14 protein-coding genes are annotated in these 14,321 nt (G+C 37.5%); 8 read left to right on the top strand and 6 right to left on the bottom strand.

Features of this window, described 5'->3' with window-relative positions; translation table 11 throughout:
- Nucleotides 1-289 precede the first annotated feature (289 nt).
- Entirely contained in the window at nucleotides 290-1,918 is a 1,629-nt protein-coding gene (locus tag CQZ96_RS04305) for a long-chain-fatty-acid--CoA ligase (RefSeq protein WP_105712811.1), read from the bottom strand.
- A 730-nt stretch (nucleotides 1,919-2,648) separates the two neighbouring features.
- Here CQZ96_RS04305 and CQZ96_RS04300 point away from each other — a divergent pair.
- The 6 genes from CQZ96_RS04300 to CQZ96_RS04275 all read left to right on the top strand — a co-directional run bounded on the left by CQZ96_RS04300 (nucleotide 2,649) and on the right by CQZ96_RS04275 (nucleotide 7,400).
- The gene (locus CQZ96_RS04300) at nucleotides 2,649-2,861 is read left to right on the top strand and encodes a hypothetical protein (RefSeq protein ID WP_004720981.1); all 213 of its coding nucleotides are present in this window, start codon (nucleotides 2,649-2,651) and stop codon (nucleotides 2,859-2,861) included.
- A gap of 152 nt (nucleotides 2,862-3,013) precedes the next feature.
- A complete protein-coding gene (locus CQZ96_RS04295) occupies nucleotides 3,014-3,721 on the top strand; it encodes a hypothetical protein (protein WP_105712810.1) in 708 nt (235 codons plus the stop codon).
- A gap of 34 nt (nucleotides 3,722-3,755) precedes the next feature.
- A complete protein-coding gene (locus CQZ96_RS04290; RefSeq protein ID WP_105712809.1) occupies nucleotides 3,756-4,721 on the top strand; it encodes a 2-hydroxyacid dehydrogenase in 966 nt (321 codons plus the stop codon).
- Between the two features lie 172 nt (nucleotides 4,722-4,893).
- On the top strand, nucleotides 4,894-6,291 hold the full coding sequence (locus CQZ96_RS04285; RefSeq protein ID WP_228722806.1) for a M48 family metalloprotease: 1,398 nt from the start codon (nucleotides 4,894-4,896) through the stop codon (nucleotides 6,289-6,291).
- A gap of 150 nt (nucleotides 6,292-6,441) precedes the next feature.
- Complete coding sequence (locus tag CQZ96_RS04280; RefSeq protein WP_105712807.1) at nucleotides 6,442-6,801, top strand: hypothetical protein; 360 nt, start codon at nucleotides 6,442-6,444, stop codon at nucleotides 6,799-6,801.
- A gap of 74 nt (nucleotides 6,802-6,875) precedes the next feature.
- Entirely contained in the window at nucleotides 6,876-7,400 is a 525-nt protein-coding gene (locus CQZ96_RS04275; RefSeq protein WP_228722805.1) for a GNAT family N-acetyltransferase, read from the top strand.
- 124 nt (nucleotides 7,401-7,524) lie between these two features.
- Here the strand turns inward: CQZ96_RS04275 and CQZ96_RS04270 are convergent, their stop codons facing one another.
- Together CQZ96_RS04270 and rpsU are read right to left on the bottom strand one after the other, a co-directional pair.
- Nucleotides 7,525-7,971: a GatB/YqeY domain-containing protein gene (locus CQZ96_RS04270; protein WP_105712806.1), complete on the bottom strand. Its 447-nt coding sequence runs from the start codon at nucleotides 7,969-7,971 to the stop codon at nucleotides 7,525-7,527.
- Between the two features lie 38 nt (nucleotides 7,972-8,009).
- Nucleotides 8,010-8,225: a 30S ribosomal protein S21 gene (gene rpsU, locus CQZ96_RS04265; protein ID WP_001136722.1), complete on the bottom strand. Its 216-nt coding sequence runs from the start codon at nucleotides 8,223-8,225 to the stop codon at nucleotides 8,010-8,012.
- Between the two features lie 145 nt (nucleotides 8,226-8,370).
- On the opposite strand from rpsU, the gene tsaD reads away from it, so the two are divergent.
- Complete coding sequence (gene tsaD / locus CQZ96_RS04260) at nucleotides 8,371-9,387, top strand: tRNA (adenosine(37)-N6)-threonylcarbamoyltransferase complex transferase subunit TsaD (RefSeq protein WP_105712805.1); 1,017 nt, start codon at nucleotides 8,371-8,373, stop codon at nucleotides 9,385-9,387.
- A gap of 68 nt (nucleotides 9,388-9,455) precedes the next feature.
- On the opposite strand, the gene CQZ96_RS04255 is transcribed toward tsaD, so the two are convergent.
- Entirely contained in the window at nucleotides 9,456-9,995 is a 540-nt protein-coding gene (locus CQZ96_RS04255) for a hypothetical protein (protein WP_105712804.1), read from the bottom strand.
- Nucleotides 9,996-10,105: 110 nt separating this feature from the next.
- Here CQZ96_RS04255 and CQZ96_RS04250 point away from each other — a divergent pair, with 110 nt between their 5' ends.
- The gene (locus CQZ96_RS04250) at nucleotides 10,106-11,452 is read left to right on the top strand and encodes an esterase-like activity of phytase family protein (protein WP_105712803.1); all 1,347 of its coding nucleotides are present in this window, start codon (nucleotides 10,106-10,108) and stop codon (nucleotides 11,450-11,452) included.
- A gap of 126 nt (nucleotides 11,453-11,578) precedes the next feature.
- Here CQZ96_RS04250 and CQZ96_RS04245 read toward each other — a convergent pair whose 3' ends face one another.
- Together CQZ96_RS04245 and CQZ96_RS04240 are read right to left on the bottom strand one after the other, a co-directional pair.
- Entirely contained in the window at nucleotides 11,579-12,637 is a 1,059-nt protein-coding gene (locus CQZ96_RS04245; protein WP_004720964.1) for a type II asparaginase, read from the bottom strand.
- Between the two features lie 308 nt (nucleotides 12,638-12,945).
- Nucleotides 12,946-14,181, bottom strand: coding sequence for a pyridoxal phosphate-dependent aminotransferase (locus CQZ96_RS04240; RefSeq protein ID WP_004720962.1), 1,236 nt, complete (start codon nucleotides 14,179-14,181; stop codon nucleotides 12,946-12,948).
- Between the last annotated feature and the right edge of the window lie 140 nt (nucleotides 14,182-14,321).

Here is a 14,321-nt window from a genome sequence, read left to right as displayed (position 1 = left end):
GAGTTTTTTATGCTTATATCAAATGAGATGAATCATTGAGCTAAGCAAAGCGCATCGTAAAATGCATGGAATATGAGTAGTGCAAAGATTTTGTACATGCTATTGCAAAGCTAATAGGTGAGTATATTAAGGATCTTTATATGCATTTGTTTTGCTGATTTACACTGATTATTTAAGGCTGATCATGGGGTGAATATCAAATTTTTTAGAAATAGAAAAGCCCAATGAAATATTGGGCTTTTAAAACTGATTTGAAGATGGCGTTACACGCTAAAGCACTTCAATGGTGTTATTCAGTTAATAGCACATCACCATATTGTTCACGTAAATCACGCTTTAACATCTTACCCGTTCCTGTTAAAGGAATGGATTCAACAAAAATGACTTTGTCGGGGATTTGCCATTTTGCAATCTTATCAGCATAGTAATCCAGTAGGTCTTGCTCAGTAATGTGAGTACCTTGCTGTTTAATCGCAATCACCACTGGGCGTTCATCCCATTTCGGGTGGTTTGCTGCAATAACGGCAGCCATCGCAATTTCAGGATGATTCATAGCAATGTTTTCAAGCTCAACAGAAGAAATCCACTCACCACCTGATTTAATTAAATCTTTGGCACGATCGCTTAAAAGCAAATAGCCATCTTCATTAATCGTGGCAATATCACCAGTATCAAACCAACCATCGGCACTTAATGCTTTTTCTGATTTGCCATAATAAGATTCAATAATCCAATGGCCTTTTACTTGCAGATTCCCCGTGCTATGTCCATCACGAGCAACTTCATGTGAGCCATTTTCTTCATCGGTAATACGTAAATCTACGCCGAAAGGTGGGCGACCTTGAGATAGGCGAACTTTAAATTGTTCTTCTTCACTTAAATTTAAGTGTTTGGCTTTGAGCTGATTACCTGTACCCAATGGGCTCATTTCAGTCATGCCCCATGCATGAATAGTTTCGCAATGATAGATGTCTCTAAATGCTTTCATCATTGCTGGTGGGCAGGCTGAACCGCCAACGACATTCCGTTTAAGACTTTCAAGAGTACTGCTAGATTGTTTTGCTGCTGCAAGCAGGCCTTGCCAAATCGTTGGTACACCAAGTGCAATACTGACTTTATATTCATCAATCATTTGTACTAAGCTGGCGCCATCTAAACCTGGCCCCGGGAGTATCAACGTACAACCAACCATTGCTGCGGCATAAGGTGTACCCCAAGCATTGACATGGAACATGGGAACCACAGGTAACATAATATCTTTTGCAGATAAATTTAGAGAGTCGGGTAGCGCGATCGCATAGGTATGTAAAATGGTTGAGCGATGACTATACAATGCGCCTTTTGGATTGCCTGTTGTCCCTGAGGTATAGCATAGAGAGCTTGCAGTATTTTCCTCAAAATTAGGCCACTCGTACTGTACAGAATGTTCTGCAATCAGCACATCATAGAACTTAACATCTGGGAGGGCATCGGCAATATCTTGGTCAAAAGCACCCAGATAAACGAAATGTTCTACATGAGGGGTAAGGGCTTTCACTGCTTTGATTAGCGGTAAAAATGTTTTATCAAATAACACCACTTTGTCTTGAGCATCATTGATAATAAAGATCAATTGTTCAGGAAAGAGTCTAGGGTTGATGGTGTGACAGACCAAGCCACTTCCGGAAATTGCATACCAAGATTCAAGATGACGATGATTATTCCATGCAATCGTTGCAACTCGGTCACCTAAGCCTAAACCCAGTCCAGCAAGTGCATTGGCAAAGCGTTTAGCGTTTTCGCTTACATGTGTCCAATCTGTCTTTGTAATCGTGCCATCGGTATTTTTTGAAATAATCGCAGTATCACCATGATAACGCGTAGCATGCTCAATGAGGCTACTGATTAATAATGGTTGCTGCATCATACGTCCTTGCATATAAAATTCCTTTATAATCTTGTTGATAGGCTTAAATTGTATTTTTCTCAGAAGCTTTCTAAGTGAAAAAAATTGTTAAATAGAAAAAGCTATCATTTCATCCTATATAAAAGTCAGATTAAATCAAGCTTAAAAACAATATATTTTTGCAACATTTTTATTCTTTTAACCAATAAAAAACAATAGCTTAGTTGGATTATCACAATTTGAAAATTTGATGATGAAATTTGGGATATCAGACTAAAGAACTAGGAGAAAGTATTATTCAGATATATGTATATGTGCTAAACATATTACATGTCTTGTTAAGGCATTGATGTTTTAGGATGAAACTATATTGACGTGAGATATTAAAAGGAGTTTTAGAATGTTTCAAAAGATCAGAAAATTATTGTGTATCCACAGTTTTGAATATGAAATTGGACATAATATTGTGGTTAAAGAGTGCCGTAAGTGTGGTGCTCATCATTAATTTTCTAGAAGCGATCGCAAAATATCACTGTATTATGATCATTCGATAAAATATGGTGATATTTAGAAAGTGTTATATCTCTAAATGAAAATAATAAAAATCTAGTTTTGCAAGCTGATTCATTCAATCTTATGGTGGTAGATGTCCTCGTTTGATTGCATATGGCTGTTATATTGCTTAAGGCTGTCTTGGTTTTTTAAGTATTGCTAAATTTACGTTAGAATAATGCTACTCTTGTTTTATTGTCTTTGAATCATAATGTCTAAAGATTTTTTAGCTGAAAATTATATTGTCGATGAACATCTTGCTGATACTTTAAATTGGTTATGCCAACATCAAGATTGTTATGATGCTTTTCAATTTGATGTGTTGACTCAAGAACTCAAAGTTCATCATGCCAATGGTACAGATATCATTCGTCAGGGGATGTATCTTACGGCAAAGTACGGAATTTTAATCACATCTTTATAGTGAGTTGGTGCTCAATGATTGTCGCTAAAATCAGCATGTAACATATTCTTGCGCATAAATTTAATTTATCGTGTTTTTTTACTTTGATTAGTGCGACAAAAAAGTCAAAACACAGCTAAAATATAGCTTGAATAGTGTGTATTGAATCCATAATGAATATGAATGTATCGGAACATCAACGTAGCATTTTGGCTACGATGGGAATAGAGCTTTGGATCCCCAAGGTTGATGTTCAAACACGTCATTATGAAAATGCGCTATACCGTGATATTGCTCAAGTTGAACGGGATATTGCTGTTGTGCCTGAGTTGAACACGCATTCAACTCAATCTGATGCAAAATTAGAAAATCAAAATGTACAGCCGTCACAGATTGAAAAAACACATCAGCCTGAAGTTTCTTTATTAAAACGAAATCCAGAAACACAGCAAACTGAAGAAATTTCAGCGCCTGAACAAATTCAGCAACAGACAAACTTTATTGTCGAGCCTGCATTACAAATTGCGCCATTTGAAATCCAAGCCTATTGCATTGAAAGCTGTGTCATCTTTGTCGATTGTACTCAAATCAGCGCTGACCAATTAACACTATGGGGCAATATACAGCAGGCGCTTGTAGGGCAATTTTATGATTTAAAATGGCCTTTTCCAATGTTGCAGCTTCAAGATGGAAGAGGGGCTGCGATGTATATCCAAGGGTTTGTTGATGCTTTAAGGCAAGAGCGTAAAGTCATCAGTCTTGGTCAATTGCCTTATTTAAACAATACTGAAATGTTTGAATTGGCAAGTTTACAAGAGATGATTGAGCAACCTTTATTAAAACGCCGTCTATGGCAATTTATGCAAAATAAACTGAATTAGTTTTCAAGATCTGTACTGAGAGGTTTTCTGGGATATGAATAAAAAAGTGGTTGTATTTAGTCAAATCGACTCAGAAGTTCAAGCAAAATTAGCAGAAAAATATCAGTTGGTTGTATTGAATCCTAAGCAAGGCGATATCAATGCACAAATTCGTCAAGCGGTTGTTGATGCAGACGCAATGATTGGTGCGGGTCGTTTGATTAATGAAAGCAATATAGCCACTGCAGAAAAATTAAAAATTATCTCCTCTGTCAGTGTAGGCTATGATAATTACGATGTTGATTATTTAAATCAAAAGAAAATCTGGTTGTCGAATACACCACACGTATTGACCGAAACGACTGCGGATTTAGCGTTTACTTTGTTGATGAGTGCTGCACGTAAAGTACCGAGTCTAGATCACTGGACCAAACAAGGTGAGTGGCAACGTACAGTCAATGCGACACAATTTGGTCAAGAAATTTTTGGTAAAACTTTAGGAATAATCGGTTTAGGTCATATCGGTGCAGCAATTGCACGACGTGGATTTTATGGCTTTAATATGAATATTTTGTATCATAATCGCCGTGAAAAAATCGAAGTTGCACAACAGTTTAATGCACAATATAAAAGTCTTGAAGTACTGTTAAAACAAGCTGATTTTGTTGTGGTTGCAGTAGACTTAAATAGCCAATCTAAAGCATTAATCGGTGCTCAAGAGTTTGCCTTGATGCAAAAGCATGCTGTTTTTGTCAATATTGCGCGTGGTTCAGTAGTGGATGAACAGGCATTAACTGAGGCTTTACAGAACCGTCAAATTTTTGCTGCGGGTCTAGATGTATACCAAAAAGAACCATTGCAACAATCGCCATTGTTTGAGTTGGATAATGTCGTGACTTTACCGCATATCGGCTCAGCAACTGCCGAGACGCGCAAGAAAATGGCGGAACTGGCTTTTCAAAATTTAGTCGATGCTTTGGAACAACGCACACCAAGATATTTAGTCAATGAAAACTTCTAGTGGATGTTGAATGTTTGCTGACAATGCAAATTACATATGAAATGTTTACAGCCCCCTAACACTTCATTGCGAATTTGTACTAAATTCAATGTTATATTTAGAATATTAAAATAATTGGGACGATCAATTGAACAAGACCTTCCTCAGCCTTTGTCTCTGCTTAAGCACTTCAATTAGCTCAGCTGATGATTTTCTGCAAACTCAAAATAGTACTCAATTTGAAGTACCTGAAATTGGCAGTGGGGTGGGATTTATTGATCAACAAAAAGAAAAAACCATTGGTGAAAAAGTTTATCGTCAAGTTCAACAGCAAATGCCAGTTCTGCAAGATCCTTGGCTGGAAGATCAGTTTATGCTGGTTTTTTCAAAAATTCTCAGTCAGACCCAGCTTTCACAGCCAGTAGGCTTGGTGGTGATCAAAGATGCTCAGATCAATGCATTTGCAGTACCTGGGGGCATGTTTGCTTTAAATAGTGGGATGATTACAGCTTCAAGTAATATGGATGAAGTTGCTAGTGTAATGGGACATGAAATTGCCCATGTCACACAACGTCATTACAGCCGTTCGCAGGAAGCATTTAAAGGTCAAGGTTTATTGGCGCTTGCAGGAATTATCGTCGGTGCTGCATTGGCGTCCAAAGCGGATGGTGATATTGGTGGTGCGGTGATGATGGGTACACAAGCTGCATTGATGGACAAGCAACTCAGTTATAGCCGAAATCAAGAACGTGAAGCTGATCGGATCGGTATGCAGTTTATGTACGGGGCTGGATATGACCCAGAAAGTATGGCTGATTTCTTTGAAACCATGCATCGTTCTACCAGTCGTTTAAGTTTTTTACCTGATTTTTGGTTAACTCATCCCTTAACAACAGAGCGTATGAGTGAAGCAAGATTAAGGGCAAATCAGTTCCCAAAAGTTCCTTTTCGTGCCCAGCAATCTGATTTTGATATTATTAAATGGTATACCGCAGTAATTTCGGGACAAGCCACTGACCGTCAATTGCTGGCTTTAGCACAATCGAATAATTTAGCGGGTTTATTGGCTTTAAGCGAATATTATTTGCTGCAAGGTGATTATGACAATGCGCAGACGCAGCTGAATTTAGCCAAGAAGGTTAACGCAGAACATACTTTGGTTACCTTGATTCAAACTGATATTTATTTAGGGCGAAATAAATTAGATGATGCCTATCAAACCATCATCAGCAAGCAAATCATAACCCCAGAAAATCGCGCATTAAGTTATAAATTAGCCGAAGTTTATATTCGACAGCAGAAACCCAAAGAAGCCGAGCAATTGGTCAATCGTTTTGTGAATAAAAATAATAAGGACATTATTGGCTGGCAATTGTTACAACAAGCGGCAAATTTAGATAAAAAGAATCCAATGCGTACAGTCAATGTGCTGAGAAATAGGGCGGAAGTTCAATATTGGTCTGGTGATGAAGAAAATGCAATTAAATCACTTTTACATGCCAAGCGTTTAGCTAAAGAAAATAATGCGATGAGTGCCCGTATCGATACACGCTTAAAGGTGATGCAAGATGAACGAAAGTTAAAAATTTAAAAGCTTGATTTAAAGAACTTAAAACTTGAGTTAAAAAACTAAAAATAATGGGTGATTTTAAATGAGCCATTAAAGAAAATTTACTTTCTATTCTTGCGTGAACAGGTTAAGCTAAAATCACTTAAAGTTATAATAAAGTATTTGATTCACATGAAGAAAATTTTAATCGCATTCAGCATTTTTTTCTATGCTCACTCAACATTTGCAGCAGTACCAGAAAGCTATGTTCGAGAAGTTGAGCGTATTTCGGCGCAATACAGTGCAGATATGAAATTTTTTTTACGTAGTCTAGATCCGAAATTGAGCCAGTTTAACCCGCAACAAGAGTCACAATTCTGTGGCATTGTTAAAAAATATGTCGATGATATGTATAAAACGACAGATGAAAATCGTCAATACCTCCCACCATCAGCGCAATCTATGACCAAACAAAATGTGATTGATAAAGTGATGTTGTCACCTGAAATGCAGTTACTTAAAAAATATAATATTCAGTGTGATTTGAAATAGGTTTATCTTTAACATCTTACATCTGAGCCACATTATTTATGGATTTTAACCAATTTCAAATTTAGAATGATCAGATTGTTCTCAACATCATTCAAGTATCTGATGCTGAAGATTTATATAGTGCAATAAAAAATAGTTTAACAGAGCTTAGAAAGTTTCCTGCAAGTTTAGTATGGGCATTGGAAGAACCTAATTTACCAGCTTCAATGGCATTTTGCCAATCTCGTTTGGTGGCGTTATTAAATAAAGAGAACTTTGTATTTATTATCCGTTTAAAAGAAACTGATGATTTTTTAGGGGTTGTTGATATCCATGCAATTGATTGGTTGCAAAATACTGCATCTATTGGGTTTTGGGGAAACTCAAAATTTAAGCAAAAAGGCTACATGTCACAAGCGCTAATACTATTTGTAAGTAGTTTATTCTCGAAATGGAATTTTTTGGGTTTAAATGCTTATGTCGATGTAGAAAATATATTGGCACGAAATTTATGTGAAAAAGCAGGGTTTTTACTTAAAGATATTCAATATCAATCTGTACAAAATCCAGTCGATGGTGGTTTTAGAGATATTTGCCATTATCAGATAGAAAATAAATGAAGTGATATTGTAGATTGACGATTTTGGGCTATTTAACAAGAAACTATTTCATTGCAAAATAATTTTTATTAAAGTTGTTAAATAGACCAAATCAAACAGAAATTCAGATTTAAGAACGTTGGGTTTAGCCAAGTTTTGCTTTAATTTTTGCAGAAACTTGTGCTGGATCGGCACGTCCGGCTATGATCGGACGTAGAGAATTCATCACCTTACCCATATCTTTCATGCTAGTTGCACCTTGCGCAGTAATAGTTTGCGCAATGAGAGAATCAAGCTCGTCCTCTGACATAGCTTCAGGTAGAAACTGAGATAACACCTCAATTTCGGCTTGTTCTTTACTAGCTAAATCTTCACGGCCTGCACCTTCAAAGGCTTTGACCGATTCTTTACGTTGTTTGATTTGCTTTTCAATGACCGCAAGAACCTGAGTATCGTCAAGCTCTATGCGCTCATCGACTTCGATTTGCTTGATTGCTGCCTGTAGACCACGAATTACCGTTAACTTACCCATTTCTTTAGCACGCATTGTTGCTTTTAAAACATCAGTTATTTGGATTTTTAAAGTAGTCATTTATCTGTCCAGGTGAGTCAATCAATCACAAATTAATCTTAGTAAAGGCGAGTAGTACGTACTGATTCACGCGCCAATTTCTTTTGGTAGCGTTTAACAGCAGCAGCTTTTTTACGTTTACGTTCTTGAGTAGGTTTCTCGTAGAATTCACGTTTACGAACATCAGCTAAAACACCAGCTTTTTCGCATGAACGTTTGAAACGACGGATAGCTACGTCTACTGGTTCGCCTTCTTTCAATTTAACTTGTGGCATGAAGAATCCTCATTAAGTTATGGATAAGATCAGGGTCGAATTACCCTAGATCACAAGTGAAGGTCAGTATTTTACTCATTTACATCTCATACCACAAGTCTATAATAGCTTTAGCAATATTTTGAAATGGGTAAAAGGCAATTTAATGATCGTTCTGGGCTTAGAAACTTCATGTGATGAAACAGGATTAGCGCTCTATGACAATGAAGTCGGCTTAAGAGGACAGGTGTTATATAGTCAAATTAAATTGCATGCAGAGTATGGTGGTGTCGTTCCTGAGTTGGCTTCTCGTGATCATGTTCGAAAGTTAATTCCTTTGATTAATCAACTTCTTGAGCAAAGCGGTGTGAAAAAATCAGAGATCGATGCAGTGGCGTATACGCGCGGCCCTGGCTTAATGGGTGCATTGATGACAGGGGCATTATTTGGTCGCACCTTGGCTTTTGCGCTGAATAAACCCGCGATTGGCGTGCATCATATGGAAGGTCATATGCTTGCTCCATTATTATCCGAAAATCCACCTGAATTTCCGTTTGTCGCATTATTAGTGTCAGGTGGACACACTCAATTGATGGCAGCACACGCAATTGGTGAGTACGAAATTCTAGGTGAGTCGATTGACGATGCCGCTGGTGAAGCTTTTGATAAAGTCGCAAAAATGTTGAAATTACCTTATCCGGGTGGTCCAAATATTTCAAAATTGGCGGAACAAGGTGACAAAAACGCGTTTGAATTTCCACGTCCAATGTTGCATCAAGGGCTAGATTTTTCATTTAGTGGTCTAAAAACTGCTGTTTCAGTGCAGTTAAAAAAATTAGGTGAAGAACAACGTGATGCAGACGTTGCGGCTTCATTCCAAGAAGCTTTGGTGGATACTTTGGTTAAAAAGTCGATTAAAGCCTTAAAACAGTCGGGTTTAAGACGTTTGGTGATTGCGGGCGGTGTCAGTGCCAATAAACGTTTAAGAGAGCGTTTAGAAGCAGATTTAGCTAAAATTAAAGCAACGGTTTATTATGCAGAACCTGCTTTATGTACAGATAATGGCGCAATGATAGCGTTTGCAGGTTATCAGCGTTTAAAAGCTGGACAAAAAGATGGTTTATCGGTGACGACAACACCACGTTGGCCAATGACTGAATTGACTAAACCTGAATTAGTTTAAGTCTGGTATTTAACGGATTGTTAAATTTAAAAAAGAGGCGAAAGCCTCTTTTTTTATGGATTTAAAATTTAACGCGAATAAGGCTTCCACGTTTTGCTTTTGTTATCATAGTTATATTGAACCTGATCATCGTAATTTGATTCAAATTTTGTATGGCCATATTGATGACTGATGCTAAAACAATTTTTGATATTGCTATAAGTTTCATGTGTGCCAGGATGATCACCATCGAATTGCGAACCCATTAAGCATAATTTGGCGTCATTCAATCCAAATGTATATGTGGGCTTCTTTTTGACATTGCCTTCATTATCTTCCCAACCCGTGAACTGATAATTGAGTGGATAGACAATCCCTGTTTGAGTATCTATAGCAACCATTTCTAAAGAATCTGAAGTTCCCGTATTGAGTAAAATATATTTTTTATCAAAATTAGGCTGCATTGATTTAAGCGCATTTTTGTATTTGGCAAGGTTGGCTTTAGAACAATAATCGCCATTAAAATAATCACTCTGACACTCAGAAACTTTTTTAAACGTCGTCCCAGCATATGCCAATTGTAGTGATGCAGAACAAACAATCAGCGATAGGGCAAAAAATCTTTTCATTTATACTGACTTTGAATGTGTATTTATACAGTTTATCGCATTTCTTTTACTGTGGTTTATCTGATTTCATGATAGAAAATAATCAGAATATTAAAAAATGAGATTGGCATATGGACTTATTGTCTTCTGAACAGCATATCAACCCAAACAATATTGACACAGATCTTCAGCTTTATAAAAAATTTAGCCAAGGCGTGCGTTTACCTTATGAGGTTTTAAACATTCGCAATATTCCTGATGGTGCAAAACCCGGCCATTTTATCGAGGTTCGTTGTGGTGGGTTTGGTTCAGAAATTTCAGCACACCCCACAGAAAAGTATCAATTCTATGCACTTACAGATCGTGGGCCGAACACCACGTATAACGTTAATCAAGATCATGGCAAAATCTTTTTAGATCCTGACTATACCCCTAAAATTGGATTATTTGAGTTAAAAAAAGATGGAACTATTCAGAAAATAAAAGAAATTTTATTAAAAGATCCAACGGGCAGAAATATTACAGGTTTGCCTAATCAGCATTTTGGCGCAAGTAAAGAAATCGCCTATGACCAAGATGGAAAGAAATTAGCCATAGGGACAGATGAATTTGGATTGGATGCTGAAGGTTTGGTTGCACTCAAAGATGGTACTTTTTGGGTCAGTGATGAATACGGTCCTCATATTGTGCATTTTAATGCAGATGGGCTAGAAATTGATCGTATCAATGCCTATGTTTTAGATGAGCGAAGAACATCGGGTTATTTATTGCCTCAAGAATATGCCAATAGACGCCAGAATCGAGGAATGGAAGGTTTAACCATTACACCCGATCAAAAAAAGCTGGTGGGCATTATGCAATCCACCATGAGCAATCCCGATGCTTCAGTAAGCAAATCAGATCTTGTGCGTATTGTGATGATTGATTTAGAAAGCAAAGTCGTTTCTCAGTATTTGTATCAACAAGAAGGGGGTGCAAAGACCTATTCAAATACAGCAATTACAGCCTTGAGTTCCACGCAATTTCTAGTCGCAGAACGTGATGATGATTTCTATAAAGATAATCCTCAAGCATTTAAACGGATTTATAAAATCAATCTGCAACATGCCACTGATTTGGAAAAGCTAAAGCCAAGTTCAACGATTCGGCAAGATGAACAATTCGGTCTGTTGATAGCGGAACAAACCCTAGAACAATATGTGTTAACAGCAGGCTGGAGTGGTCTGGCTCAACAGGGTATCTACCCAGTAGAAAAAACCTTAGTGGTGGATTTGGTTGCGCGTTTACACTATCCGCACGATAAAATTGAAGGTCTATGGGTGATTGATGAACAGCATTTAGGGCTTCTCAATGATGATGATTATGCTTTTTCTGAAACGGATGGAGTATTGGAACAAAAGTATTTGGATCACGATAAAAATATCATTGATGGCAATACACTTTATATCCTTGATCAATTGGATTTAACAGTAGATTAAGTATTTATTCATTCAAGATAAAATTAAACCGCCAAATTAATTTGGCGGTTTAATGAATGTATTTACGATTAACTTTGTGCTGGTTTTAAACTTGATTCAAGTATTAAGCTTGATTCAGATATTAAACTAGTATTCCCAGAACATCCGTTGAATTTCTTTTGCATCTTTGGTTTTGGTCAGTGCTAAAGCAGCTAAAAGTTTTGCTTTTTGCGGATTTAAATCGTGAGCAACCACCCAACCATATTTATCATCAGGCTGTTCAGCATTACGTAACACAAAACCTTGTGGAACGCGTGAAGAACGAATGATCTGTACACCTTGTTGCTGGAGTTGGTTTAATGTCGGAACAATATAGTTGGCAACGGAACCATTACCTGTACCCGCATGAATAATGGCTTTAGCACCCGCTTTCGCATAGGCCACATAGGCATCTGGAAGCATATTGCCTGAACCATAAACGATTTGAACGATTGGTAACGCATCACCCTGAATGTTTTCAATATTAAACTCAGAGCTATTGTTAAAACGTTTTGCAACGTTTCTAAACCAATAAGGTTTACCTTCAACCAGTGTACCTAAAGCACCCCATTGGCTGACAAAAGCATCGGTATGAATATTGATGGTCTTTGACACATCACGTGCTGCAAAAATATCATCATTCATTAACACAAAAACGCCTTTGCCTTTGGCACTGTCTGCGGCAGCAAGCGCAACAGCACTATACAGGTTCAAAGGGCCGTCAGCTGAAAGCGCTGAAGGTGGACGCATAGAACCAACAACGACAATTGGTTTATCTGTATGAACCGTAAGACTTAGAAAATAAGCAGTTTCTTCTAAAGTATCTGTACCATGGGTAATCACCACGCCATTCACATCAGGCTTTTTAACCAATTCATTTACTTTACGTGCAATGGTTAAAAGCTCTTTGTCAGTGATGCTTTCTGAAGCAACCTGTAAAGCCTGTACGCCTGTAACATTAGCAAGATTTTGAATTTGCGGAACTGCATTCAACAAATCATCTACAGGAACTTTCGCAGCAGTATATGTTGCGCTATTTGTAGAACTTGCTCCAGCACCCGCGATCGTACCGCCAGTTGCGACGACAACGACATTATTTTTTGCATAACTCGTAAAGGGTAAAAGCATGCCAATTGCAAGTGTAAGTGCAGTAACCGTCTTTTTCATAAACTATCCTTTTCAATCATTGTTCTGGTCATAAGCATTTTTTGTACCAGTTTTTAAATCTATATAAATACTGAGCTGTTGCCCATACTTATTTAAAAATGTAATTTTTCAAATAATCACTCAAATTTATAGTTACATACTATTAAAACTGGATAAAGTGCTTGCCAGTGCGTTTTTTCAGCATTCAATGAAGATGTTGTGCAATATAACGTCAATGACTAAGTTTTTAGTTGTACAGATGAATTGAGCAATTAAAAAAGGCATTCAATTTTGAATGCCTTTTTTAGCTTATCTTTACTTTATAAAGATTAACGCATTTTTGCCAAGAAACGACTTAAGCGGTTCATTGCTTCACGTAATTCATTTTCTGCAGGAAGGAATACCACACGGAAATGATCAGGTGTAGGCCAGTTAAAACCTGTTCCTTGAACCAGTAAAACTTTTTCAGCTTTGAGGAAATCTAACATGAATTTTTCATCATCTTCAATTGGATAGATTTCAGGATCCAGCCTAGGGAAACAATACATTGCACCTTCTGGTTTTACGCACGACACGCCAGGAATATCGTTAAGCATTTCCCAAGCAATATTGCGTTGTTCATATAAACGACCACCTGGGCGGATCAAATCATTAATTGATTGATATCCACCTAAAGCAGTTTGAATCGCATATTGGGCTTGATGGTTGGCACATAAACGCATAGAGGCAAGCATGTCCAAGCCTTCAATGTAATCCATTGCACGTGACTTATCACCCGTAATCGCCATCCAACCAGAACGGTAACCTGCAATACGATAGGCTTTAGATAAACCATTAAAAGAAACACATAAATGGTTTCCTGCTAATGCTGCAACAGAGACATGTTCGATACCGTCATACACAATTTTGTCGTAAATTTCATCTGCAAATAAAATCAGATCATGTTTTTTTGCCAATGCGACAATCTGTTCTAAAACATGGCGTGGATAGACTGAACCTGTTGGATTGTTTGGGTTAATCACCACAATACCACGAGTATTCGGGGTGATTTTACTTTCCATATCCGCCATATCAGGATACCAGTAGTTTTGGTCATCACATTTATAGTGAATCGCTGTACCACCTGATAGATTTACGGCTGCCGTCCATAATGGGTAATCTGGCATTGGAACCAGCATTTCATCGCCATCATCCAATAAACCTTGCATCGCCATAACGATCAGTTCAGATACACCATTCCCGATATACACATCTTTAACATGTAAATCCAAGATACCTTTTTGCTGATAATACTGACAGATGGCTTTACGCGCAGGGAAGATTCCTTTTGAATCTGTATAACCGACAGCATTAGGCAAATTTAAAGCCACATCATTGATAATTTCTTGCGGGGCTTCAAAGCCGAACGGGGCGGGGTTACCGATATTTAATTTAATAATTTTATGACCGGCTTCTTCCATCTCATTGGCCGCTCGTAACACTGGTCCACGAATGTCGTAGCAAACATGCTCTAGCTTTGACGATTTCTTGATTTCACGTGGGGTTGTGTTACCTAAAACGGACATAATTTTATCCAATTATTTTGAGTTAAAAAAATAGATTACTGAAATATCACAATCTATGTTGAAATTTAGCTAGAAATTTTCCAAGCTCTAGCGTAAATATGGAAGTACTGAAGCATGACATTGAATGTCAAAGATTTAAA

The sequence above is a fragment of the Acinetobacter sp. MYb10 genome (assembly GCF_002980175.2).
Lineage (GTDB): Bacteria > Pseudomonadota > Gammaproteobacteria > Pseudomonadales > Moraxellaceae > Acinetobacter > Acinetobacter guillouiae.
This window is presented reverse-complemented; position numbering and strand designations above follow the sequence as displayed.